The following is a 24363-nucleotide window of genomic DNA, read 5'->3' on the forward strand; positions in this document are numbered from 1 at the left end:
CCGACGCCCTCGCGGCCCTCCAGGCTCGAGTCCTTGCCCAAACAGGCGAGCCCCACAACAAGATCAAGACGACGTGTTAATGATCTGCAAGCCCTTAGCCTCGCCTTTTCACTTGGCGTGGTACCGGGTTTTGCGCCGCACCGCAAAATTGCCCTCCTGACATGATCCGGGCGATCCGCTTCTCGTTGACCCGCCGTCCTTTCTCGCGGAGCTCGGCCGTCACTCGCGGGGAGCCGTAAGCGCCGTCGGACTCGCCGTGGACCTCGCGGATCTCCTCGGCCAGGATCCGGTCCTCCCGCTGCCGGGTGGCCCGGGCCTCGGCGCCGGCGAGCCACTTGTAGTAGCTGGACCGGTTCACGTCCAGGACGTGGCAGAGCCGCTTCACCTCGTAGGTGTTGCGATGGTCGTCAACGAACTGGAAGCGGCTCCTCACCAGTTCGTCTCTCCGGCGAAATACTTGGCCGCCTTGCGGAGGATGTCCCGCTCGGTGGCGAGCTTGCGCTCACTTGCCTCGAGTTCGGCCACCCGGGCCTCCAACTGCCGCACCCGCTCGTCCGGTTCAGCGGACGGCACCGCCTCCCGAGGCTGGGCGCCCGGCTTCGCAATCGCGGCGGTGATGCCACGGCGTTCGCGGTCCCGCAGCACCCCACTCACGCAGGGTCGCCCGGTTGACGGTAGCGCCCTGATCGCGGCTCACGCCAAGGGAGGTGTCTGCGGCGGGGTCTTGCCATCCCGCAGAAAACCCTTCGCCCCAAGGGGCCGTACCCTTGAACGCCCGTCCGGCCGGCCCGAGGACGACCGGATACAGTGCGCGAGACGGCAGCCTGGTCAGGGAGGGAAAGCGTGACCGAAACCAGCAACACCCGACCCGCCGAGAGTGAAGCGCAAGCGCCGCGGCAGAGCCGACTGCACCGCCTGATGCGCTACATCCCCCTGATCGCCCCCGTCCTGCTGTGGGCCGTGCCCTGCTGGGTGCTCCTGCACACCGGCCAGCACTGGCCGCTGCCCGTCACGCTCGCCGGCACCGCCCTGTTCGCCCTCGGCCTCATCGGTATGCCGCTCGCGATGGTGCGCGGCCACGGCCGGCGCCAGCAGGACCGGGCGGCGATCTTCGGTGACACCCTGCTGGGCACCAGCTGGGTTCTGTTCACCTGGTCCGTTCTGTTCGGCGTCCTCTTGCGGATCGCCCTGACTGTGGCCGGTGTCGGCGAGAGTCAGGACCGGGCCCGAATCGTCACTTGGGCCGTCCTCGGCGTAACCGCCGTACTGCTCGCCTGGGGGTACGCCGAGGCCCGCCGCGTGCCACGCGTGCGCCGACTCGACGTGCAACTCCCGCGGCTGGGTGCCGGGTTGGACGGCATCCGCGTCGTCCTCATCACAGACACCCACTACGGCCCGCTCGATCGCGCTCGCTGGTCGGCACGGGTGTGCGAGACGGTGAACACTCTGGAAGCCGACCTGGTCTGCCACACCGGCGACATCGCGGACGGCACGGCCGAACGCCGCCGCGCCCAGGCCGTCCCACTCGGTACCGTGCAGGCGACTCGGGCCCGTGTCTACGTCACGGGCAACCACGAGTACTACAGCGAGGCCCAGGGCTGGGTCGACCTGATGGACGAGCTGGGCTGGGAACCGTTGCGCAACTGCCATCTGCTGCTGGAACGCGGAGGCGACACCCTCGTGGTCGCCGGCGTGGATGACGTCACCGCCGAGTCCTCCGGCCTGGCCGGCCATCGCGCCCACCTCGCCGGAGCCTTGAACGGCGCCGACCCCGACCTACCCGTCCTGCTCTTGGCACACCAGCCCAAGTTCATCGACCGGGCAACAGCCGAGGGCATCGACCTCCAACTCTCCGGCCACACCCACGGCGGCCAGATCTGGCCCTTCCACCACCTGGTCCGCATCGACCAGCCCGCCCTCGCCGGCCTCAGCCACCACGGCCCCCGCACCCTCCTCTACACCAGCCGCGGCACCGGCTTCTGGGGCCCGCCGTTCCGCGTCTTCGCCCCCAGCGAGATCACCCTGCTCGTGCTCCGCTCCCCGCACCTGCCCACCTCGCCGTAGCACTGGACGGGGGCCGACGCATCCCCTTGGAGCCGTCCACGAGCCGAGGAGCGCGGCGTTGGCGGATGACCAGGCTCGTCTCGCCGAGGACAAGATGCGGACCATTCCCGGGCCGACGGCTCTAACGAGCCACACGTGGCCACGTTCTACGCAGGTCAGCGACGCGTGACGCCTGTACCACCAGCAGACGAAGAACCTCCTGGTGTCGTACTCGCCGAAGAAGCTGGGCTTCTTCTAACGCATGGAAAAAGGCGCCTGACCTGGGTTTTCACCCGTCAGGCGCCTTTCGCTCAGCCCGCTCTCGACCGAGCCCGTTTTGCGCGCTGACTCCCAATTCCTCCTACAGCTGTACCTCTCCTGACCAGTGCTTCCGGACCAGTCACGGACCAAACCCCCGATTCAGCCCTCGGGTGCTTCACCGTGGCTGACGCGCTGCCACTCGTTCATGGACTGCTCGATGAGGCGGTTCGCCTGCTCTCGAAGGCCGTCGAGGAACTTGGCATAGTGGCGGAAGAGAACCTCGATGCTCTGGCCAGCGCGGCGGGCACATTCGGCCGAGTCCACTCCGGAGTAGAACCACAACGAGATCCCGGCGTGCCGGAGAAAAGCAGGGTCACCCTGGCCCGGATGGGTCTCCGGCCCCACCGTTCCTGTCTCATGGCGCTCGTTCCATCTGGCGAAGATCGCCCACCGCTCGCGTTCCAGCTCCACCGCCGCGTCGCTCGCGGGCCAGACGGTGTACTCGTCGGCGTGGTCGTAGTCGTCGACCTTCGCGACTTCGCCCGGCTTCAACGGCTCGTCGATCACCACATGTCGAGCGGCACCGCTACGCCAAAGCGTTGCCACATTGCGTCACTTGAGACGTTGGCAACACCACGCGAGCAGCGCCCACCGCTACGTCGAGCGGTCCCCACTTCACCCCACTTCCCGGGCCGGGTCCGGAGGTGATCGCCTATGCCGCGTAGACCCGGCCCCTTGTGCTCGGCCCGGGTCTCGTTCTCCTCCGGCTTGATGGACCGTCCGAGCCCCAGAGGGAAAAGCCAGAAGCCCGGCCTCCCATTCGGGAAGACCGGGCTACTTACGTCGCTTTGAGGAGCGCCGCCGAACACTAGGCCGGCACCCGCCAGCAGTCGCTCCCGGGCGGCCTCGGGCAGCACCCGGCGCAGGGCCGGTGCTGTCGAGCTGAGGGAGGCGGCGAAGGCGGCCACGAGGCCGTGCGGGACGCTGGCGCCGAAGGACACCGCCCACAGGCACGGTGCGCCGAACGCCGGCTCGGCCCATGCCTGCCATCCGGCCGGTCCCGCCTCGTCGGCCTCGGCGGTCAGGGCACGTGGGTCGGCGTCCTGAATGAGGGGGCGGCACCTCGCCGAGGCTGATGTGCGAGGTGAACGTCGGGTCCGTCGAAGCCGCTTGGGGCCGGTCGATGTCAACGGAGCCATCCATGTGCGGCGATGGCGTCGAGGACCAACTCGGAGCCGACGAGCGGCAGGGCGGGTTGGTCGAGGGCGACGAGGAAGTCGGCCACGGCCTCGCCGGGGACGTCGGGGGTGAAGTAGGCCGACCACTGAGCGAGCGGGCCGCTCGTGTCCGCGCGGGCGGAGATCTGCCAGGCGATCGGCAGGTCCCCCAGGTGGAACGGTTCGTCCGCCAGGCTCCACTGGGCTCAGCGGGACACGGTGCTGAGGCTTTTTGACCTGGGGTGGGATGGGCTGCCTTGCTGTCTTCCCAGGTGTGTGACGAGCCGCTATTTGCCACCGGGGCCGGATTCGGCGCAGGGCTCCTCCTGCTGGACTATGCGCGCGAGGAGACTCATGAGCTGAGTTCGCTCGGCAGGCGTGAGGACGGCGGTCAGCTCATCGTTCGCTTCATGGCCCAGTTTCTCCGTCTGAAGCAGGCGACGTCTTCCGCTAGGTGAAAGGGTTATGGCGTTCTTGCGACGGTCCTTGGCGTCCGGAGCGCGGGTCACGAGGCCGTCGTTCTGGAGGTCGTTGAGGATCGCGACCATGTCCTTGGGATCGATGCCCAGGCTGCGGCCCAGCTCGGCCTGCGATACGGGTCCCAGTTCGGCGACAGCCGCCAGGACGGCATGGTGCATCATCCGCATGCCTACCTGAGCGAGCGCCTCGGCGACGAGCTGGTGCCCCCGAGCTGCTGCGCGACCCAGGAGCCAGCTGGGGAGGGAGCGGATACGGGCGGGAGCGCGGGTGGTCTCGGACATAGGGCCAGGTTAACCAGAAAATCATTGGGGTTCCCTGCGACCTCTCACTACCGTTGGGCTTCCCAATGACCTGGAGGTGTGCATGCGGCGGGTTCGCTTCTATGAGTACGGCGGTCCGGAAGTGCTCCGCGTCGAAGACGCGGAGGCCCCCAAGCCCGGCCCTGGAGAACTACTGGTTCACACGGAAGCTATCGGCGTGACCCTTCCCTCCGTGCGAAAGGTCCGCGGAGAAGGAGGCAGGACACCGCTACCGGGAGTCCTGGGAGGCGAGGTCGCAGGAACAGTGATCACCCTCGGCCCGGACGTGACGGATTTCGAGGTCGGCGACCGCATCACGTCGCTCACTTTCAGCGGTTCGTATTCCGAGCTGGCAATCGCCCCCGGCTTCATGGCGAGCCGCATACCGGACGGAGCGAGCGCCATTCAGGCCGTCGCGCTGGTGCGCAGCGGACACGTCGCCCTCGCCGCCCTCGCTACGGCCCGCCCCCTCGTGAGCGAGTCGGTCCTGATCACGGGCGCCGCGAGCGGAGTCGGGCATCTCGCGGTTCAACTGGCCAAGCTTCAGGGGATTGGACGGGTCGTCGCGGCCGTGAGCTCGCGCACCAAGGCAGAGTTCCTCCGCGGTCTGGGCGCCGACGAGATCGTGACCTACGACAGCGAGCACTGGGGGGAGCCAGTCGACGTCGTCCTGGACGGAGTCGGCGGAGATCTACTCCCACGCGCCGTCTCCGCCCTTGCGCCCGGCGGGCGACTCGTCTTCTTCAACTCGGGCGGCGGCACCGTTCCCGCCTTCGACCTCCTGGCAGGATCGAAAACCATCACCGGGCTCACCATGGCGAGGTTTGTCGGCACTCACCGCGAACTCTATGACCAGCATGGCGAGGAGCTGTGGAAGCTGACCCTGTCCGGGCAGTTGCAGCCGGTCGTCCATGCCCAAATTCCGCTGGCTGATGCGGCACGAGCGCACGAGATCATCGAAGCCCGTGCCAACCTCGGCAAGGTCGTCCTGCTGCCCTGACTGTGAAGCTGACCCGCATCGGAAACGGGGTGGCTGCTGCGGCCAGGAAAATCCCCGCAGATGTGTCGGAATCTCACGGTCGATGTCGGATGGATGCCGGATCCAACATCGCGGCGAGACACCGCAGTTTCCTGGTCGCATTGCAGCTGGCGGACTCCCACTCATTCTCGCTCGCGGAAGTGTCATCATCCGCCGAACCACATAACTCCCCCGAGTGCGCTGGCCGCGCCGCTGATCAAGGTCAGCAACTGATACGGCACGCGCTCAACAACCACGTGCAGCCAACGCGGCGAGGTGCCGTAGCTCCCAGGCCCGCCACGCCGGCCGGGAAGCGCTGGGGCTGCGCCGGTAGCAGTTGCCGCGACGGCCGGTCAGCCGGGGGATCGGCCGACCGACGGCCCGTCCCCAACCGGCCTCGGCCCTGGTGACGTTCAGACCACGGGAAGAGCCGTTGAATGTCTGCTGCACCTGCTGCACCCGCTGGTCACGAACGGCCACACCGACGAGGCGTTCGTCGCCGAGTTCACCGAACCTGGAGGTCGCCTCGCGTCGCGGGCGTGACGTCCTTCCCACTGTCGTCACCGACCGGATCCAGCCCGGCGCTTGCTTCGCCCCTTTCCACTGGAATGACCTGTTCGGCGAGGACCTCAACATCAACGCCGTCACCAACGACGCCGTCGACCCGATCTACTGCCAGCCCGAGTTCAAGGTCTGCGCCGTCACCCTCGCCAAGACAGCCGCCCCGTCCCGGTCTGGGCCGCCCCGTGCGGCCCAGACCGGGTTCAGAGAGTCGGACGAACGAGGGGGGCTCCCGGTAGGCCCAGTGTCGCCGCCCCAACGCGAAGATCACGGCACGTACGCTCATGCACATGGTTGAGCATCGCATGGTTGACGTGAACGGCGTTCGGCTGCACATCGCCGAGCAAGGCGAGGGCCCCCTGGTGGTCCTCCTGCACGGCTTCCCCGAGTCATGGCACTCCTGGCACCACCAGTTCGGCCCTCTCGCCGATGCGGGCTTCCGAGTGGTCGCTCCCGACCAGCGTGGATACGGGCGCAGTGACCATCCCGACGACGTCGACGCGTACACCATCCTCCACCTGGTCGGCGATGTCGTCGGACTGGTCCAGGCCCTGGGCGAGGAGAAGGCGTACGTCGTCGGGCACGACTGGGGGGCGCCGGTCGCCTGGCACACCGCGCTGCTGCGACCGGACATGGTGCTCGGGGTGGCCGGCCTGAGCGTGCCACCCCCCTTCCGAGGGACACAGCCTCCGCTGGCCGCCATGGAGAAGAGGTTCGAAGGCCGTTTCTACTGGAACTACTTCAACCGCCCCGGTGTCGCCGACGCCGAGTTCGCCAAGGACACCCGCACCGCGTTGCGGAAGTTCTTCTATTCGGCCTCCAGTGACGCTCCGGGCGCCCGCGAGGGCAAGCAGCCGCTGGTCGACCCCGAGCGGGGCTGGCTCGCGGCCATGCCAGACCCCGAGGCGCTGCCGGAGTGGTTCACCGAGGACGATCTCGACGCACTCACCGAGAGCTTTTCCCAGGGCTTCACCGGGGCTCTCAACTGGTACCGCAACCTCGACCGCAACTGGGAACTGACCGCTCCGTGGCACGGCGCCGTCGTCACCCCGCCCGCCCTGTACATCTACGGCGACCGCGACGTGGTCCCGGTGTTCCCCGGCACACCCGAACTCATCGAGCGCCTCCCCGACCTCATGCCCAACCTGTGGCGCAAGCCCCTCAAACTGGCCGGCTGCGGGCACTGGACTCAGCAGGAACGCCCGGACGAGGTGAATGCGGCGCTCATCGAATTCCTCCGGGCCTGTGCCTGAGCCCGGCCTGCCGAATCGTCGCATATGCCAGGTTCCGGGCGGGCCACGGACGTTCTCCGTCGGGTGCACCCCGCGCCCCCCTTACGATCCCACCGATCTCTGTTAGCGACCCGCGTCCTTCGGACTGCCCAGCCAGTACAGTGTCAGCGTGTTCGATCGAGCAGCAGAAGGCGCGGTTCGCCGCGATGCCTTCGGACGCGCGCGGCCAACCCGTACACCCGCTGGACCGGACCATTTCGTACCGGACTACGTCGTGCGGGACCACGATCGTCTCTTGATGGTCGAGCTCAAGCGGTACTGGCGCTCCGACATGCCTGAGGGGAGTTCCCCCGTCGCCGCGCGGAGGAGGCCGGAGTCGCAGGGCATCGTCTGGTATACAACCGGCTCAGGCAAATCGATGACCATGGCCTGGCTGATCCATCAGACTCTGCGCCTGGATCGGGTCCTTGAGTTCGCCAGGGAAGCGCGGGAGAGCTACGACTCCGCCGAGCTGACTCGGCGTCTGCTTGCCTCAGTCGAGGAGGACACGCGTCTACCCTCGATCACTGCTCCGCCCGCACATGACGAGATCGTGTGGGATGTCCCAGCCGGGGCGCCGACTGGGCTCGTCGCCCTCTGGGCACGCTTCGACGCACTGCCTTCGACGGAGGAGATCGCCGCCGAGGAGGCGCGGTTCGCGGCTCTCCAACTCCTCGTGGCTGCACGTCTAGATGAGCTGTGTGATGTCGGCGGCGATGGCATCAGCTGCGAGATGTCGGTCACCGAATCGGCCCCCTGTGGGGTGCTTCGACTCGCTGCAACCTCGGTCCCGCGGGCACCGCAACCGCTGGGCACTCCCCTTGTCACATTGGCTGCCTGAACCGCCCGTGTACGCCCCTGGGGAGGGGCTTCGAATAGTGCTGTCGCTGTTCAGGTTCGGGAGTACCTTGGAGATCCAAAATGTCTGTGGTCGGCTTCCTGCCACCCGACACTCCATGGCAGGCCGTTGTCGGTCTGCTGACGCTCGCCCTTCTGATTGGGCTGGTCCGTGCTGTGATGCCGCGCAGTTCGTCGGATCGCGTGAAGTGGTGGGAGAACTTCTGGAATCGCAGGAAGTAGCTAGCGATCGGGCCCGCCGTCTACCAGGCGGAGGGCCCGGCCGCATCAACGGGCATGACCGTGAAACAGCCGTAAGACCATCTGCACGGGTCAGCGAGGCGCAACTACCCATCGCGGCAGGTCACGGGACCGCCCGGTCTCTTCCGGGACATCTGCATAGCGGGCGCCGGCCTCACCCGTGGTACAGCACACGGACGACGTACGCGTCGGCCGGAAGTGCGTCGAGGTACTCGTTGAAGTAGCGGCGTCGCTCGGTACCCGCGATGGTGAACCAGCGTCCGTCCAGGGTCAGCAGGGCGTGCCCGGGCAGGGCATCATCCGCGGCTTCGCGTACCAGGGTGTCGAGGTCGTCGCCGAAACGGGCGACCGGGTCGCCGCCCACGAGGTCCTCCAGTTCCGGGTGGTCCAGGAGCGCCGTGATGACCGGCTGCGTGCGGAAGTCCTCCAGGGCCTGTGTCTGCGGATAGCCCTGGGGGTCGGCGACGTGCCTGGCCCAGAAGTCGTTCATGGCTCGTGCGGGCGGGTACACGGAGGCGAACGTCTGCCAGGCTTCGAAGGCCCGGCGCGCCTTGGCGGCTGCCTGCGCGCGGGGCCTTTCGAGGTCCAGGAGCGCACGCGGCCCGCCGTCGCAGAGCGAGGGCGGAACGTTGCGCGGCTCTCCGGAGATGGTTTCGGACCCACGGATGAGGCGCGGGTCCGCCTCGTGCCCCGGGACGACCGGGAACTCGCAGCCCCCGCCGTCGATCTGCCAGTAGTCCCACCAGGTCTCGACGTCTGGTACGCCGGGTCCGGCGTCGCGGTTGTAGTCGTACGGCGCCATGGCCGCACCGACGGCCCGGGGGACGTCCCCCGGAGCACAACGAGGGACGCATACGGTCACTCGCTCTTTCGCCATGGCCCTTTCCTCGACCTCTTCGTCACGCCGTCGGCGCCGGGTCGCAGGACACGACCCAGCCGTCGTAGCCCCGCTGCCACGATCGCGTCGCGTCCCAGACCAAGTACACGTCGCCGAGGAGTCCCAGACCGCCCAGGAGCTTACCGAGCTTCCCGCCCCTGCCCGACTTGGACGTGGAATCGGGCACGGTGGGTGCCTTCTCGAGAGCCTCGCCGGGAGTGATCCGGATGGTCTCGCCGTCGGTCTTGCGGACGAGAGGCTGGACACGGTGCGTGTCGAACGCGCGGTCCGGCCAGATCACGCGGACCTGTTTGTTGCCGATGAACCTGTCCCGGATCGCCTCGTCTTCGGCCTGGCTCTGGGCGGCGTAGACGACGTTCTGGGTCTGCCCCTTGTACTCGGTCAGCGATTACGGGGTCCACCGAGGTGCGCGGGATCAGCTGATGCACACCAGCCCGAGCAGGCAGAGCCCTGAGGACGAGGACGACGAGGAGGACTCGGACGGTGAGGTGGTCGCCGACGAGGTGCCGGTGCTGTCGGTGGCCGAGGGCGTGGGCGAGGCCGTCGTCTCCGTAGCGGTGTCCGTGGCATCGGACACCGTGGAGGCGGCCTGCGGCTCGACAGAGGACGTCGCCGTCGTCAGTGGAGTGGTGACGCCGGCCTGCTGGATCGCCTGGGTCGTCGGCGTGGCCTGGGGTGTGGCGGCGGCCTGCTCGTGCGGTGCGTTCGTCGTGGAGGAGCGGGTAGCGGACGACGTGTGCTGGGACCGGTGCGTCTCGGCCATCGTCGACGAGGCCGGAGTGGGCTCCGTGGCCTGCTCCTCCGCGATCCCCGTGGCCTCCCTGGCGGGCGCGGATGCTGCCTGCGTTCGATCTGTGGACTGTCGGTCTATCGAGGAGACGGTCAGGCCGCCGCCGACCAGGGCGACCGCGGTGGCCACCAGGGCCCTGCGCTGGGTCTTCTTCCAGCGTTCCCGCTGGTGACGCCGTGCCGCCCGGCCCATCGGCGCGGGGAAGGGGGAGTCCGGGCCGTTGTACGGGTGCTCCTGCAGTGCCTCGCTGAATTCCTCGGCGCCGGGATTCGCGTCGTGCCACAGGTGGGACGGGGCTTGCCGCGATGCCGCGCCCGTCGCGGGCGTTCCGTCGGCGAGGGGAGCGATGCCCGGGGCGTAGGCGCCACACCCGGGGCATACAAGGGCGCCGTTGAGATGCCGACGGCACGTGTAGCAGTAGTCCATCTGCAGTCTTCCTGTGTTCATTGCGCACTGGGGAGCGAGCCGCGAGCAACGGTAGCGAGGCTTCCGAAGGGGCGTGTGCAGCCTGTGTGACACTCCTGCGCAGATGTGTCCGGGTCGTGACCGCTGGACGACGCATCCGCGCGCCGTATCCGTTGGTTGCATGGCATTGGCCCGCTTCTCGATTCGGACCGATGCTGTTCAACAGATGTGCGGCCACGTTGAGTTCGCCGCGGCCGATTGTCAAGATCTGGGGCTTGCTCAGATCGCCGGTGCGGCCGTCGCGGTGAGGTTGATCCCCGGGGGTGGACACCGGGTCTCACGCGACGAGTGACAGCGTAGGTGACGTGATCAATTGCCGTTCGTATTCGGCTGGCGTGAGGTAGCCGACGGCAGACCTCGGCGAAGGCGGCCGATCCATATTGCGCGCCCCTGTCCGTGTGAAAGACGACGCCGTGGACCAGGCCGCCGCGGGCAGCCACCGCCATTTCGATCGCGTCGGTGACCAGCGAGGTGCGCATGTGGTCCGCGATCGACCAGCCGATCACGCGCCGCGAGTAGATGTCGATGACCGTGGCGAGCTACAGCCAGGCCGAGCCGACGGCGACGTACGTCATGTCGCCGCACCACTTGGTGTCGAGCATGTCCGCCGTGAAGTCACGCATCACCAGGTCAGGCACAGGCGGGACCGTCTTGTCCTGAATGGTCGTACGCTTCTTGCGCCGCAGGTGCCGTCCGACGGTGCGGTTGATCCTCATCAGTCTGCTCACGCGCTTGCGGTTGATCTTTCGCCCGCGGGAGCGGAGTTCGGCATGGACGCGCGGGGCGCCACAGGCGCCCTGGTGATCGGCATGGATCTGTCGGATCTCCGACACCGTTCGCTCTTCCTCAACGGCTCGCTCGGCGCGGGCGTCTGCAGTGGCTCGGTGCTGGTAGTAGCCGGAGCGGGAGACGCCCAGGACCCGGCAGATCCGCTTCACGCCGAAGGCGGCGCGATTCTCGGAGACGAAGTCCCAGCGGTGGGAGCTCACTTCACCTCCCGAGCGAAATAGGCGGCTGCCCGGCGCAGGATCTCGCGCTCCAGCTGCCACTCCTTCTCCGCCTTCAGCAGCCGGGCGTACTGCGCCCGCAACCGGGCCAGTTCCTCAGCCGGACTCCCACCGGCCGCGCGGCGCCCGATAAGTGACTGCGACTCGTTTTCCTTGCGGACCCACGTCCGAAAGCGACTCGGCGGTGATGCCGAGGTCCGCCGCCATCGCCGCGTATGTGCGCTTGCCGCCCGCGGCACGATAGAGCGCGACCGCGTCCTTCCTGAACTCCTCCGGATACGGAGACTTGCGTCCCACCTGGACATCCCTCCCTGGACCATCAAGATCCCTTGTCAGGGTGTCCACTCCAGAGGATCAGCCTCACCCGCCCTGTGCACCTTCTCGGTCTTCTCCCACGTCGTCCGGAAGTCGCCGGGACGCCGAGGGCGGCGCAGCCGGAGGTCGTCTCCGTGGCTGCGCCGCCCGCCGGCCCTCGCGAGGGCCGGATGCGGCCGCCGGTGATGCCGTCCCCTGCTCCTGGCGGCCGTCCCGTGCTCCATGCGGCACGGGAGACTGTGGTGGTGCGGTTACGCGGTCGCCGTGGCTTCGGCGTGCGCCGCTTCGTGCTCGCGGTGGAGGAAGTGCCGCAGCCGGGTGAGGGCGTGCGGGTGGATGCGGTGCCAGCCCTTGTGGTCGTAGAGCCAGGTCATGCCGAAGCCGACGATGAGGGCGATCAGGGTTCCGATGCCGATCGTGGTCCAGGCGCGGTCGAGTCCCGCGGCGGTCTGCCCGTCGAAGTAGATGATGGCGCGGACACCGTCGGTGAAAGCTCGCTGTGGTTCGAACATGGCGAGGAACCGCCAGAACGGGGGCATCGCGTTCAGCGGGATCGCGCCGCCCGAGGTGGGGATGGAGGCCGCGATGAAGAAGATCACGCCGATGAGGACGCCAGGACCGCCCAGCACGGCCAGCATGGCCAGGGCGCCGATTCCCACCGCTGCGATCGCCGCACTGCTGAACAGCCACAGCAGCAGCGAATTCGGCAGGTCGAGATGGAGGGCCCACGTGGACATCGCCAGGATCGTGGCGGACAGGATCGGGGCGACGCCGACCATGATCAGGCACTTGGCCAGCAGGGTCTGGCGTCGGTTGATGTGCTGGGGAGCGACGACGTGTCGCTTGGGCCCGAATTCGCTCGGGGTGTAACCGAGGCCGCCGTCGAGCGCCGCGTGCAGGAGGTTCGCTCCGAGGAAGCCGGAGAGCATCAGCAGGATCGCGTAGAAGAACGCGGTCATGCCCATCCCGGTGCGCTCACCCAGGGGGGCTCCCGGCGCCGTGGCGACGGTGACGGGGTCCTTCAGCAGGACCTGATTGGCGGCGCGCACTTCGGCTCCGGCCTTCTGCCTCTGCTGCAGGGCCACCTCGGCGGCGCCCGAGGACGCGGCCAGGACCGAGTTCGTGGCGATCTTCTCGCCGATCGAGGCGGCCATGGCTCCCGAACCGTGGTTGGTCAGGACCGTGACCACGGGCTTCTCGGGGTGACGGCCCATGAGGCTCAGCATCTTGGCGCTGTAGTCCTTCGGCAGGACGACCGCCGAGAACAACTCGTTCCGCCCGATCGCCTTCTTCACGTCCTCCAGGGAGGTGTACGTCTTCCACTCCACCTGCGTGTGGGGCTTCTGCGGTCGTGCGGCTATGCCCTCCACGACCTTGTGGCCGATGTTCACCGGCGGGGCCTGTCCCCTGGCGGCCCCCTTGTCCAGGCTGACCAGACCGATGGGGGCGTCCCGCAGGTCGCCGCCGGGATTCGCGATGCTGCCGTTGAAGAGCAGCGTGATGAGGGTGAGAGCGACCGTGAGCAGCACTGCCGGCGGGAGCCACAGCTTGGGTGTGCGTAGCAGGCGAACGGCGGTGACGTTCGCCGGGTGGTCTGTGGGAGTGGAAGGCATGTCTCGGTTCCTGATGTCGTGATCACTGATGAGTCTAAAACTATAGCTCTAGCACTAGATAGCAACACTGGCTCGATGGCAGGCCTTCCCGTGGGTGAATCTATCTATAGAGGTATATCTGTATATTTACCTCTGGAATCCAGGTCGCACGCCCTCGATGTGAACCGCGGAGCAGGACGAACGTCCTCTGTTTCAGGATGAATTCATCCGCCGCCCCCGCGGTCCGGCCTGCCGAGCCCAGGATCGAGCGCTCTCTGACGTTGCATCTGCGCGGTGACTGGGGCACGGCCGACCTGCATCGGGTCTGCGGATGGATCGCCCAGGAGCCGGCGGACCGCTGTGGGCCGCACACCCGGATCGCCACCTGGAACAGCCGCGGCCACAGCGATGCCGTCCGGGCCGTGGACAGGGGTGAGGCACAGGTGGCCCTGGCCGCCCCCGCCGCCACAAGGACCTCGGAATCACCACCTTCGCCGAACTGCGCGAGCACAGGCCGGCGCTGCGGCTCGCCACGTCCTTCAACAACGGTGAACACCACGTGGGCCTGGCCGCGCACGAGGTGTTGACCCGGTCGGGGGTCGACGTCGTCGGATGGGGCGGCGAACTGCTGGAGAACGAGCGGCCGTTCGAGTCGCTGGCCCAGGTGAAGGAAGGCCGGGCGAACGCCATAGTCCAGGAGGCGGTCATGCTGCCGCACTGGCAGGAGATCGGCCGTGACCTGAACATCCTCGAGATCGAGGAGGACGTCCTGACCGGTCTCTACGAGGACTTCTGCCGGCCGGCGGCGACCGTGGAGGACGGCTGTTTCCCCGGCCGTGCCGCCTTCCGCACCCTCGACTTCTCCGACTTCCTGGTGCTCACCCGCGCCGATCTCGCCAACGACGTCGCCTACGCCGTCGCGTGGATTCTGGGGGAGACGCGGCACGCGCTTGAGGGGCAGTGCCACCACCTGGACCCGGAGCGCGGCCCGGTCACCCGTCCCGTCGACCCCGCCGCCATGGGCCGGACCCCCATTCCCCTGCACATCGGAGCCGCGCGCTACTACCGGGCTCCGCCCGCGTCATGACACCGATGCCCTGACGCGCCCTCACTTCTGTGGACGGGCGAGCGTCTGGGCGAGTTCCCACAGGTCGGGGATCGCGGCGATGATGCGCTGGGACGCCTCTGGCGACAACTGCTCCAGGACCTCGGTGATGGCCTCGTTGAGGCTTTCGTTCACCTCGTTGATCGCCGTGTGCATCTTGCCTGTGGGATGCAGCTCCACATAGCGCTTGTCCTGGGGGTTGGTACGGCGTTCGATGTAGCCGTCACGGGTGAGCTGAGTGACCAGTGTGCTGACGTTGTTGGGCTGCATGCGCAGCGTCGTGGCCACCTCGCGGACGCTGATGCCCGGCTGGCTCTCGACCAGGCGCAGCACTTCGACCTGGGCGAGCGGACGTCTTGATTCGCCGATGGGAGGCGACTGTCGCTGGTTCAGAACCCGGTGCAGCGTCCAGATCACTCGGATCAGCTGCACGGGGTGTTCCTGGCTGGGAAGCTCGCTCACCTCATCAGGGTACTTCTAGTACTCCAGCAGCGGTTCGCTATTCCTGCTGGTCAGGGGTCTGATTTTGAGTGTAGTGACCTGATGGCGGGCAGGGTCCGAGCGTGATCGAGGATCTTGGAACTGGGCCGTGGGCGGCTGAACTTGAGGCCGGGATCTGGCGCATGGACCAGCTGATCGCCGAGGCTCCGGATGACGCCTGGCAGCGCCTGTCGTGCGGTGCCGGAGCAAGGGTCCGCGCGTATTCGACTGGGCCGCAGCCCAGCTGCCGGTCATCGACTTCTTCGACGGGGAGGAGCCCGCCCACCGGCGCTGGATGCTGGCCCGCCGCAGCATCAAAAGGCCCAACGAGGTGGCCTTCTACCTGGCCTACGGGCCGACCGGCATCACCGTCGCCGAGCTGGTCCGCATTGCCGGGTCCCGCTGGGCGATAGAGGAGTGTTTCCAGGCGGCGAGGAACGCGTCCGGCCTGGAGGAGTACGCGGTACGCCGCTACATCGGCTGGTATCGGCACATCACCCTGGCCATGCTCACCCATGCCTTCCTCGCCGCCATGGCCGCCGCGGCAGTCGAGGGGGGCCGAAGAAACGACACGGCCCGCCTCGCAGCCTTCACTGTGGCAGAGGTCCGCAGACTCCTGGCAACTTGCCGGACAAGACCAACTTTCCCACACCACCTACGCGTTCACGCGATGAACTGGTCGAGATGGAGACGGCGCCACCAGGCCGTCGCCCGCCACTGCCACTACCTCCGCCGGACCGGCGCGCAAGACTTCGCCGACGCCAGGTCTTCGTCGGTAGGCCAAGCCGTCCTTCGACGCATCGTGTACACCACTGCGAACTCGTCGCTTCAGCGCGGCGTGCGCGTGGGGTGCGCTGCGGACCCTCATCGCCAACGGCAAGGTCCCCTCGCCGCCGCGGCCCGCGCTGCCCGTCCGGTCGTTTTCGGCACCTGCGGCCACGGCCGCGCCCGCATCGACACCCCACACCCCACCCCGCGGCCGCAGACGGAAGAGCACGACCGCTGCACGGCCAACGAGCATCGCAAACAACCCGCAACGGAATTGCCCAGCAGGATCGGTGACACGGTTCTCACCCGCACCCCGAGTAGGGCCGAAGGAAGGCCGTCGGGAGAGGCACCCGCGGCGGCGAATCGTGGACGCGATCTTCTACGTGGTGCGGACCGAGTGCGCCTGGAGGCAACTACCGAAGGACTTCACGCCGTGGCCAACCGCGTACTGATACTTCACCTGGTGCCACGACGACGGCCCCGTCGAGCGTATCCACGACGCGTTACGCAGTCGGGTCCACGAGGCCGACGGCCTTCGTCCGCGGGCTGCGCGTCCAGAGCTACGCCCGCGGCGACTACGCGCCCCCCGTTCCCTCGGCGAAGCGGCTGCCGCCGCCACACGGGATCAGACGGCGCCGGAGGCGCTGGCCGACCGATACGAACTCGCCCGAGCGTTCACCGGAACCGGCCGGTTCGCCGAAGCTGCCGACCTCCATCAACAAACCCTGGGGCGCCGCGAAACCCTGCGCTCGACGTCTCCTACCGGCTCGGGGTGCTGACCAGGGCGCATGCGCTCTGATCAGCGCGTGCGGTACGCCTTCTGAGGGCGGCCCGCGTCACTTCAGGGCGCCCGCGAACATCGGCACGACCTTGTCGATGGCGTAGCCCACAGACAGCACGGAGGTGGTGGCGAAGGCCTGGCTGATCGCGTGGTCGTCGAAGACGACGGAGTGGCCCTTCTTCACCGCGGGGAGTGACGCGTAGAGCGCGTCGGCCGAGATCTTGGACGCCTCGATGCCGATGGGTGCCATGACGATGAGGTCGGCGTCCAGCATTCTGGAGGTTCTCCTTCGACACCGACACCGAGCTGGACTGGTCAAGGTGCGCGGTCGACTCGGTGAACATGCGGGCCCTGACTGCTCGACGAGGTCCCCGGCCGCATGCGGCCCCGCAGCGTCCACCGAGGGCGAGGACAAGCCCGTAAAGACGGCCGACCACTCTACCGTTGCGGATCTGCCGCGTGACCTGGTGCACCTCCGTCCCGTGGTCATGTCTGTAGACGAACTCGACTCCGTCGCCCAACGGCCCACCCGGCTCCACGCAGAGCGACGTGCCCGAGCCCAGCAGCACGTACACAGCATGTCTGATCGTCCAGGCTCCCCCGTAGCGGTTGCCGAACTTGTCACTCTCGCCACCCAGTCGCGGTGCCACCGTGCCTCCCTGCCCGCTGTCGACTGGTACTGCCATCGTCGGCTGCACGGCGGGACAGGGCACATCCCACCCGCCGAATACGGGACCAACTACTACCGTCAAACCACGAAACCCCAGGCCACAGTCACAACCTGGAGTCTCGGTCAAACCCGGAACGGCCTTCGGAGTCGGCATGACCACCTCACGGGCCCGAACGCCAACGACGGCCTGGTTGTACGGCACTTCAGCGCTCCCACGACTCGTCGCCCCGCACCGCGGGAGCCCAAACTGCCGCTCGTTGGAACGCGACGCAATTGGGGCTGAATTCCGTCGGTGCCCAGGCAAACATCGCGCAGGCATGATCATCGCATCGAGTTAATGTCGAAGACTTCCCTTGGCCCAGCGGGCGAGGTGGCCATTAGCATTTCTCTGGATCTAGACGGATTCCCGTTTGTATACCCCCTTTCCCTCCTGTTGCCCGGTCGCGTCCATACCTGCGCGCTGTCGCCCTGCCCAAGGAGCGCTCCCCCGATGACTGTTGACTCGAGCCCAGAGGCACGACTGGAGCCGCCCCGGCAATCCAGCCTGGGCACGGCGGCTGCCCGCAACCTCGCCACCACGACCAAGTCCGCCCCGCAGATGCAGGAGATCACCTCTCGCTGGCTGCTGCGGATGCTCCCCTGGGTGGAGACCAAGGGCGGGGCCTACCGGGTGAACCGTCGCCTGACCTACACCGTCGGTGACGGGAGCGTGGAGTTCGTCCAGGACGGCGCCGACGTCCGGGTGATCCCCCGTGAGCTCGGTGAACTGGCGCTGCTGCGAGGCTTCGACGACATGGAGGTGCTGACTGCCATCGCCGAGCGGTGCGTGCAACGCGACTTCCGGACCGGCGAGACGCTGGTCGAGCGCGGGACGCCCGCGGACCAGCTCCACCTGATCGCCCACGGCCGTATCAGCCAGACCTCCGTCGGCGGGTACGGCGACGAGGTCGCCCTGGACGTACTCGCCGATGGCGACCGGTTCGGAGAGAACGCCCTGCTGGACGAGGACGCCCGCTGGGAGCAGACCGCCGTCGCCGAGACCTCGGGCACACTGCTCACCCTGTCGCGCGCCGACTTCGCGGCCGTGCTGGCCACAGCGCCGAGTCTCCGGGACCACCTCGAAGAGTTCACATCGCTTTCGCGCCGGCGGCAGAACCATCGCGGCGAGGCGGAGATCGCGATGTCGGCCGGCCACTCCGGCGAGCACGAGTTGCCCGGCGCGTTCGTCGACTACGAACTGAAACCGCGCGAGTACGAACTCTCGGTCGCCCAGACCATTCTGCGGATCCACACGAGGGTCGCCGACCTCTACAACGGGCCGATGAACCAGACCAAGGAGCAACTCAGGCTCACCATCGAGGCTTTGCGCGAACGCCAGGAGCACGAGCTCATCAACAACCGGGAGTTCGGTCTGCTCCACAACGCCGACTTCAAGCAGCGCATCCAGACGCACTCCGGCCCGCCGACGCCTGACGACATGGACGAGCTGCTCTGCCGCCGTCGCGGGTCGAAGTTCTACCTCGCGCATCCCCGGACGATCGCGGCGATCGGGCGTGAGTTCAACGCGCGCGGGCTCTATCCGGACCACGTCGACCTCGGCGGCCAGCAGGTCCCGGCCTGGCGCGGGGTCCCGATCCTCCCGTGCAACAAGATCCCCATCACCAAGGAGACGACCAGCTCGATCCTCATCATGCGTACCGGCGAGGAGAACCAGGGGGTCATCGGTCTGCGTCAGACCGGTCTGCCGGACGAGTACGAACCGGGTCTGTCGGTCCGTTTCATGGGCGTCGACGAGAAGGCGATCACCTCCTACCTCGTCAGCACCTATTACTCCGCCGCCATCCTCGTGCCGGACGCGGTAGGCGTGCTGGAGAACGTGCAGATCGCCCGCTGGCCCAAGTAGCGGGCTCGGCCCGGAAGACATGGTGCGGCACCCCGGACCCTCCGGGTCGGTCGCGCATGCCCGAAGGGCCCCGGAACAGCCGCCTACCCCCAAGGAGCCATGGATGCCCGCGCCTGAGCCGACACCTCCGCAGTCGAGCCTTCCGGAGGCCGTTTCCCACTTCGGGGCGCACGTACTCGCTGACGCCGCGGCCCGCGCCTGCGACATCAAGGCCGCCACCGGCGGACCACCCTGCGTGCCTTCCCTGCCCACCCCGCCCGCGATGTCCGCGCCCGCCCCGCCTCCGCTCGACGCCCCGGCACTCGAGGTGCAGGCACCGAGCGCCGACCTGGAACGGATCCTGCGTGGCCCCAGCGGCCTTGGCACAGCGGGCCTGCGCCTGATCCTGCGGGAGAAGCCGCCGACGCCTCCGGAGCCGCCGGCAGCTGCCGCGAAGGGCCGGCCGATCCCCGGCCTTTACCACCACCCAGTGCCCGAGCCCGATCCGGTACGGGTCGAGGAGATCAGCCGCAGGATCAAGTCCTGGGCGTTGGACGAGGTCGCCCTGTACCCCGAGGACTGGGAGAAGGAGTTCGACGGCTTCTCCGTGGGCCGCTACATGGTCGGCTGCCACCCAGACGCGCCCACCATCGACCACTTGATGATCGCCACACGGCTGATGGTGGCCGAGAACGCGGTGGACGACTGCTACTGCGAGGACCACGGGGGCTCACCCATCGGCCTCGGTGAACGTCTTCTGCTGGCGCACACCGCCCTCGACCCCCTGTACACGACGGAGGAGTACCAGCCGCAATGGGCGAAATCGCTCCATGCGGACGCGCCCCGGCGTGCCTACCGCTCCGCCATGGAGTACTTCGTCCAAGCGAGCAGCCCCGCCCAGGCCGACCGGTTCCGGCACGACATGGCCCGGCTGCACATGGGTTACCTGGCCGAGGCCGCCTGGGCCCAGATGGACCACGTCCCTGAGGTGTGGGAGTACCTGGCGATGCGCCAGTTCAACAACTTCCGCCCCTGCCCCACCATCACCGACACCGTCGGCGGCTACGAACTGCCGGCGGACCTGCACGCCCAACCGGCCATGCAGAAGGTCATCGTGCTCGCGGCGAACGCGACGACCCTCGTGAACGACCTGTACTCGTACACAAAGGAACTCAACGCTCCCGGTCGGCACTTGAACCTGCCGGTCGTGATCGCGGAACGTGAGGGCCTCTCCGACCGGGACGCCTATCTGAAGTCGGTCGAGGTCCACAACGACCTCATGCACGACTTCGAGACCGAAGCCGCGGCCCTGGCCGCCGCCGTGCCCCTCCCGAGCGTGCAGCGCTTCCTGCGGGGCGTGGCCGCATGGGTCGACGGCAACCACGACTGGCACCGGACCAACACCTATCGCTACAGCCTGCCCGACTTCTGGTAAGAGAATGGACTCATCTGTGACCAGCACCGAACTCACCGCCCCCACCACCGGCACCCCTCTGCGCATCCCCGGCCCGGCCACGCCCTACCAGGGGGACATCGCCCGCTACTGGGACGGGGAGGCCAGGCCCGTGAACCTGCGTCTCGGCGATGTCGACGGTCTCTACCACCACCACTACGGCATCGGTGAAGTCGACCACGCCGCACTCGGCGACGCCGAGGACAGCGAGAGCGAGAGCGAGCAGAAGCTGATCGCCGAGCTCCACCGACTGGAGTCGGTGCAGGCCGAATTCTTGCTGGGGCACCTCGGTGACATCGGGCGAGACGACACCCTGGTGGACGCCGGTTGCGGCCGCGGCGGCTCGATGGTGATGGCGCACCAGCGCTTCGGATGCAGGGTCGAAGGAGTCACGCTGTCGGCCAAGCAGGCCGACTTCGCCAACCGGCGTGCGGACGAACTCCGCATCCAGAACCACGTCCGCGCCCGCGTCTGCAACATGCTCGCCACGCCCTTCGAGACTGGGCGTGCCGCGGCCTCGTGGAACAACGAGTCAAGCATGTACGTCGACCTGCACGACCTCTTCGCCGAACACTCCCGCATCCTCGCGGTCGGCGGTCGCTACGTGATCATCACCGGCTGCTGGAACCCGCGGTACGGCCAGCCCTCGAAGTGGGTCTCCCAGATCAACGCGCACTTCGAGTGCAACATCCACTCGCGCCGGGAGTACCTACGCGCCATGGCCGACAATCGCCTCGTTCCGCAGGCCGTCCTCGATCTCACCCCCGACACCCTGCCCTACTGGGAGCTGCGGGCCACGTCTTCGCTGGTCACGGGAATTGAGGACGCGTTCATCAACTCTTACAAGGACGGCTCCTTCCAGTACCTCCTCATCGCAGCTGACCGCGTCTGACCTCCTGCTGACCGGGTGGGCCCGCCCCCGACGGAACGGGCCCTCCCCATGTCCATGCGGCGTCGAAGGTGGGCGAGCAGCAGCTGCGGTCCATCTCCGGACCAGGCACTGGAAAGCACATCCCCCATCTCGAGCCGGCGCCGCGTCCACGCCCGGGAGCCCATCGGCCGAAGGACGCCGATTACTTCATCCCCCGCGCCGAGCACCAGTCCCCGCCGTACGAGGACGAGCAGACTGCGGGAACTCGCACCGGATCGCTGCCGGGCAGGGGTTGACCCGTGAGGGAGCCATCGCCATGGCGTCCTGAACGGTCGGTCCCGACGGGCCGGTACCGCATCTGCCGTGCGCTGCCGAGCCGACCGGCGTGACCCCGACGGCGCCCACCAAGGCGATGGCGACGGCGGGTACGTGGCGAAGTCGGCACCACCTACCGTGGCCCCCGCGCGGCAGGTCGCGCGGAGGCCACGGTACGGGCGTCACTGCTCCCGGGGACCATGATCGTCACGTGTCGACAAGCCCCCCAAGCCCCCTGGGGGTGCTGTCAGGGCGTCATCTCGTACGCCCCGGACAGTGCCTCGACACGCTCCCAGACGCGCTTCGAACGCGCTTCGTCGACGACGGGACGCCGGACCGCACCGAGCGCCCAGCTCTGCTGATCCGCAGTGGCGGAGTCCTTGCCATGCAGTTCTACGGCGAAGGCGGAGAAGTCGCGGACGAGGACGGAGAACAACTCGTCGAGCACGTCCTCGTCAAGGTCCGTCAGGCGGGCCTGCTCCAGGATCAGCTGGCCGTGCACCACCAGCGCGAACAACTGGCCGACGGCGAGAAGAAGATCGAGGTCGCGGCTCTGCTCCTCGTCGGGGGCCGCGGTGGTGACGAACTCGCACAGGGCGTCGGCCTGCTCCCTGAAGCGGGCGACGTTCGGCACTCCGGCGTATGCGCCGTAGGCGGGGCGCCAGTCGTGGAAGCGCACGGAGCCAAGGCCACGGGCCGGTCCCTGCTCGAAGAGGAACGTGTCGTCGGCCGCGTCGAGGCGGGTCGGCACAGGCGCGAACTCGGCCGGGTTCAGGAGGTGGTTGCGCATGAACTTGAGGATCAGCGCGAGGTTGACGTGGACCGTGCCCTCGAGCTTGGGCAGCCCCCGGATCTCGACGGCGGCCTGTGCGAAGTAGGTGTCCTTCTCGAAGCCCTTGGCGGCGATCACGTCCCACATCAGGTCGATGACCTTCTCGCCCTCCGTGGTCACCTTCATCTTCGTCATCGGATTGAACAACAGATAGCGGCGGTCATCCGGAGAGGCGGAGCGGAAGTAGTCGACGGCGCGGTCGCTGAACAGCTTCATGCCGACGAGGCGGACGTACGCGTCGGCCAGCTCGCGGCGCACGTGCGGGAAGGCGGTGACGGGGCGGCCGTACAGGATGCGGTTGTGCGCGTGGGTGACCGCCTCGTACATCGCGTGCTCGCAGATGCCGATCGAGGCGGTGCAGAGATTGAACTTGCCGACGTTGACGGTGTTGAGGGCGGCGTCGAAGGCGGCGCGGCCCGTGTGCAGGACGTCGTCCGGGCCTACGGGGTAGTCCTCGAGGCGGAACTCGCTGACATACTTCGAGGAGTCGACGACGTTCTTCACGAGGTGATAGGCCGGGTGGCGGCTGTCGGCGGCGAAGAAGACGTAGCCGTCCGGGCCCTCGATGTCGGTGCGTCGGCCGAAGACCGAGACGAGCCCGGCGGCATTGCCGTTGCCGATGTAGTACTTGGAACCCTCCGCCCTGAAGGCGCCGTTGCCGTCCGGCGTCAGCAGCATGTCGGTGGAGTAGATGTCGGCGCCATGGGTCTTCTCGGAGAGGCCGAAGGCGAACACCTCACCCTGTGCGAGGAGTTCCGCCGCGCGGGTGCGGGCCGAGGTGTTGTCGCTCTGCCAGACCGGTCCGAGACCGAGGATGGTCACCTGCCATGCGTACCAGTAGTCGAGACCGTAGAACCCGAAGATCTCGTTGAGGGCGGCGATCCGCGCCGTGTCCCAGCGCTGGTCCTTGTGGCCGGCGGCGGACGCCGGGGTGAGGAAGGTGGCGAACAGCCCTTCCTTGGCGGCGAACGCGAGGAAGTCGGCCAGCCAGGCGCGGGAACGGTAGTCCTCGATGAGCCTGCGCTTGCCGCGGTCCTCGAACCAGTCGACGGTGGCACGCAGCAACCTGCGGGTCTCAGGGTCGAACTGCGCCGGGTCGTACGTGCGCGGGTTGAACAGGAGGGAGTCGGCCATGGAGGTCCGCCTTCCGAGGGTTGAGGGTGAAGGGTGCGGAAATGAAGGGTGCGGAGCGCGGGCGGCGGGTGCCGGCAGCTCAGGTATCCGGGTGTGGCGTGCCGAGCCGGCGGAGGGTGGCGAGTACGTCGTCGAGCCAGGCGATCGTCATCCGCTCGTAGGCGATGCCACCGCGCAGCACGACATGCTGCAGCTCCTGACCGGCGTCGAGCAGGGTGGGGGCCGCCGGTCCGGTGAAGTCACGCAGCTCCCCGGCTAGATAGTGCGCGAGCCGGTCGCTGTGCACCTGACGGTGCCGTTCGACCTCACGGATCAGCACGGACGGGTCGTCGAAGGCCGCGCCGCGGATCTTCACGGCGAGGTCGTGCCGGATGCTCTCGGGTTCGATCGGTTCGTGCAGCCACTGAGAGAGGGCAGCGCGGCCGGGGCCTACGACGGAGTACTCCTTCTTGTCCGGCCGACTCCGCTGCGGCAACCCGCGGACGGCGAGCAGGCCATCGCTCTCCATGCGCTTGAGAACGCGGTAGATCTGCTGGTGCGTGGCGGTCCAGAAGTATCCGATGGACCGTTCGAACCGCCGGGCCAACTCATAGCCGGAGCCCGGCTTCTCCAGCAGGGAGACGAGGATCGCGTGCTCGAGCGCCATCCCCCGATCCTCATATGCAACTCGTTGCATGGCCAAGGGGCGCTGCCCTGGTGAGACAGGGCTCACGCGGTGCGGCGGCGGACGGCTCGCTCACCGCGCCGAAGTGGATCA

General features: G+C 67.9%; 20 protein-coding genes and 4 pseudogenes. 10 read left to right on the forward strand and 14 right to left on the reverse strand.

The genetic code is table 11. From position 1 onward, the window contains the following. Positions 1–94: 94 nt before the first annotated feature. Together AB0D57_RS28455 and AB0D57_RS28460 are read right to left on the reverse strand one after the other, a co-directional pair. On the reverse strand, positions 95–433 hold the full coding sequence (locus AB0D57_RS28455) for an IS3 family transposase (RefSeq protein WP_362078937.1): 339 nt from the start codon (positions 431–433) through the stop codon (positions 95–97). Further along, entirely contained in the window at positions 430–654 is a 225-nt protein-coding gene (locus AB0D57_RS28460) for a hypothetical protein (protein WP_362078940.1), read from the reverse strand. Before AB0D57_RS28460 ends, AB0D57_RS28455 begins: the two co-directional genes overlap by 4 nt. Positions 655–843: 189 nt before the next feature. On the opposite strand from AB0D57_RS28460, the gene AB0D57_RS28465 reads away from it, so the two are divergent. Then, positions 844–2064, forward strand: coding sequence for a metallophosphoesterase (locus AB0D57_RS28465; RefSeq protein WP_362078943.1), 1221 nt, complete (start codon positions 844–846; stop codon positions 2062–2064). Positions 2065–2463: 399 nt separating this feature from the next. Here AB0D57_RS28465 and AB0D57_RS28470 read toward each other — a convergent pair whose 3' ends face one another. From AB0D57_RS28470 to AB0D57_RS28480, 3 genes and pseudogenes are all read right to left on the reverse strand, one after another. Beyond that, positions 2464–2874, reverse strand: coding sequence for a hypothetical protein (locus tag AB0D57_RS28470; RefSeq protein WP_362078946.1), 411 nt, complete (start codon positions 2872–2874; stop codon positions 2464–2466). A 314-nt stretch (positions 2875–3188) separates the two neighbouring features. Beyond that, positions 3189–3727: pseudogene (locus tag AB0D57_RS28475) on the reverse strand (DUF317 domain-containing protein); the annotation flags it as partial. 81 nt (positions 3728–3808) lie between these two features. Continuing rightward, positions 3809–4282 carry a MarR family winged helix-turn-helix transcriptional regulator gene (locus tag AB0D57_RS28480; protein ID WP_362078949.1) on the reverse strand — a complete coding sequence of 158 codons (474 nt, stop codon included), beginning with the start codon at positions 4280–4282 and terminating at the stop codon, positions 3809–3811. An 82-nt stretch (positions 4283–4364) separates the two neighbouring features. On the opposite strand from AB0D57_RS28480, the gene AB0D57_RS28485 reads away from it, so the two are divergent. The 4 genes and pseudogenes from AB0D57_RS28485 (at position 4365) to AB0D57_RS28500 (ending at position 7991) form a co-directional block, all read left to right on the forward strand. Continuing rightward, positions 4365–5300 carry a zinc-binding dehydrogenase gene (locus AB0D57_RS28485; RefSeq protein WP_362078952.1) on the forward strand — a complete coding sequence of 312 codons (936 nt, stop codon included), beginning with the start codon at positions 4365–4367 and terminating at the stop codon, positions 5298–5300. Positions 5301–5832: 532 nt separating this feature from the next. After that, positions 5833–6045: pseudogene (locus tag AB0D57_RS28490) on the forward strand (molybdopterin dinucleotide binding domain-containing protein); the annotation flags it as partial. 124 nt (positions 6046–6169) lie between these two features. Then, complete coding sequence (locus tag AB0D57_RS28495) at positions 6170–7132, forward strand: alpha/beta hydrolase (protein WP_362078955.1); 963 nt, start codon at positions 6170–6172, stop codon at positions 7130–7132. Between the two features lie 148 nt (positions 7133–7280). After that, positions 7281–7991 carry a hypothetical protein gene (locus tag AB0D57_RS28500; protein WP_362078958.1) on the forward strand — a complete coding sequence of 237 codons (711 nt, stop codon included), beginning with the start codon at positions 7281–7283 and terminating at the stop codon, positions 7989–7991. A 411-nt stretch (positions 7992–8402) separates the two neighbouring features. Here the strand turns inward: AB0D57_RS28500 and AB0D57_RS28505 are convergent, their stop codons facing one another. From AB0D57_RS28505 to AB0D57_RS28525, 5 genes and pseudogenes are all read right to left on the reverse strand, one after another. Beyond that, positions 8403–9125 carry a hypothetical protein gene (locus AB0D57_RS28505; RefSeq protein WP_362078961.1) on the reverse strand — a complete coding sequence of 241 codons (723 nt, stop codon included), beginning with the start codon at positions 9123–9125 and terminating at the stop codon, positions 8403–8405. Between the two features lie 22 nt (positions 9126–9147). Beyond that, entirely contained in the window at positions 9148–9426 is a 279-nt protein-coding gene (locus AB0D57_RS28510) for a hypothetical protein (RefSeq protein ID WP_362078964.1), read from the reverse strand. 135 nt (positions 9427–9561) lie between these two features. Continuing rightward, complete coding sequence (locus tag AB0D57_RS28515; RefSeq protein ID WP_362078967.1) at positions 9562–10383, reverse strand: hypothetical protein; 822 nt, start codon at positions 10381–10383, stop codon at positions 9562–9564. A 362-nt stretch (positions 10384–10745) separates the two neighbouring features. Then, a pseudogene (locus AB0D57_RS28520) lies at positions 10746–11705 on the reverse strand (IS3 family transposase); the annotation flags it as partial. 269 nt (positions 11706–11974) lie between these two features. Continuing rightward, entirely contained in the window at positions 11975–13336 is a 1362-nt protein-coding gene (locus AB0D57_RS28525) for a DUF3533 domain-containing protein (protein ID WP_362078970.1), read from the reverse strand. Positions 13337–13874: 538 nt separating this feature from the next. On the opposite strand from AB0D57_RS28525, the gene AB0D57_RS28530 reads away from it, so the two are divergent. Further along, positions 13875–14402 (forward strand): hypothetical protein, encoded by a 528-nt coding sequence (locus tag AB0D57_RS28530; protein WP_362078973.1) that lies wholly within the window; start codon positions 13875–13877, stop codon positions 14400–14402. Between the two features lie 21 nt (positions 14403–14423). Here AB0D57_RS28530 and AB0D57_RS28535 read toward each other — a convergent pair whose 3' ends face one another. Further along, positions 14424–14882 (reverse strand): MarR family transcriptional regulator, encoded by a 459-nt coding sequence (locus tag AB0D57_RS28535; RefSeq protein WP_362078976.1) that lies wholly within the window; start codon positions 14880–14882, stop codon positions 14424–14426. Positions 14883–15958: 1076 nt separating this feature from the next. On the opposite strand from AB0D57_RS28535, the gene AB0D57_RS28540 reads away from it, so the two are divergent. Next, on the forward strand, positions 15959–16120 hold the full coding sequence (locus tag AB0D57_RS28540; RefSeq protein WP_362078979.1) for a transposase: 162 nt from the start codon (positions 15959–15961) through the stop codon (positions 16118–16120). A 384-nt stretch (positions 16121–16504) separates the two neighbouring features. Here AB0D57_RS28540 and AB0D57_RS28545 read toward each other — a convergent pair. Further along, positions 16505–16723: pseudogene (locus tag AB0D57_RS28545) on the reverse strand (iron-siderophore ABC transporter substrate-binding protein); the annotation flags it as partial. Between the two features lie 886 nt (positions 16724–17609). Here AB0D57_RS28545 and AB0D57_RS28550 point away from each other — a divergent pair. The 3 genes from AB0D57_RS28550 (at position 17610) to AB0D57_RS28560 (ending at position 21346) form a co-directional block, all read left to right on the forward strand. Next, positions 17610–19022 carry a family 2B encapsulin nanocompartment shell protein gene (locus tag AB0D57_RS28550; protein ID WP_362078982.1) on the forward strand — a complete coding sequence of 471 codons (1413 nt, stop codon included), beginning with the start codon at positions 17610–17612 and terminating at the stop codon, positions 19020–19022. A 103-nt stretch (positions 19023–19125) separates the two neighbouring features. Further along, on the forward strand, positions 19126–20436 hold the full coding sequence (locus AB0D57_RS28555; protein ID WP_362078986.1) for a family 2 encapsulin nanocompartment cargo protein terpene cyclase: 1311 nt from the start codon (positions 19126–19128) through the stop codon (positions 20434–20436). A 4-nt stretch (positions 20437–20440) separates the two neighbouring features. Beyond that, complete coding sequence (locus AB0D57_RS28560) at positions 20441–21346, forward strand: geranyl diphosphate 2-C-methyltransferase (protein WP_362078989.1); 906 nt, start codon at positions 20441–20443, stop codon at positions 21344–21346. Positions 21347–21887: 541 nt separating this feature from the next. Here the strand turns inward: AB0D57_RS28560 and AB0D57_RS28565 are convergent. After that, positions 21888–23606 (reverse strand): acyl-CoA dehydrogenase family protein, encoded by a 1719-nt coding sequence (locus AB0D57_RS28565; protein ID WP_362078992.1) that lies wholly within the window; start codon positions 23604–23606, stop codon positions 21888–21890. A 79-nt stretch (positions 23607–23685) separates the two neighbouring features. After that, positions 23686–24252, reverse strand: coding sequence for a PadR family transcriptional regulator (locus AB0D57_RS28570; protein WP_362078995.1), 567 nt, complete (start codon positions 24250–24252; stop codon positions 23686–23688). Between the last annotated feature and the right edge of the window lie 111 nt (positions 24253–24363).

It is taken from the genome of Streptomyces sp. NPDC048275, assembly GCF_040652275.1.
In the GTDB taxonomy this organism is placed as follows: Bacteria; Actinomycetota; Actinomycetes; order Streptomycetales; family Streptomycetaceae; genus Streptomyces.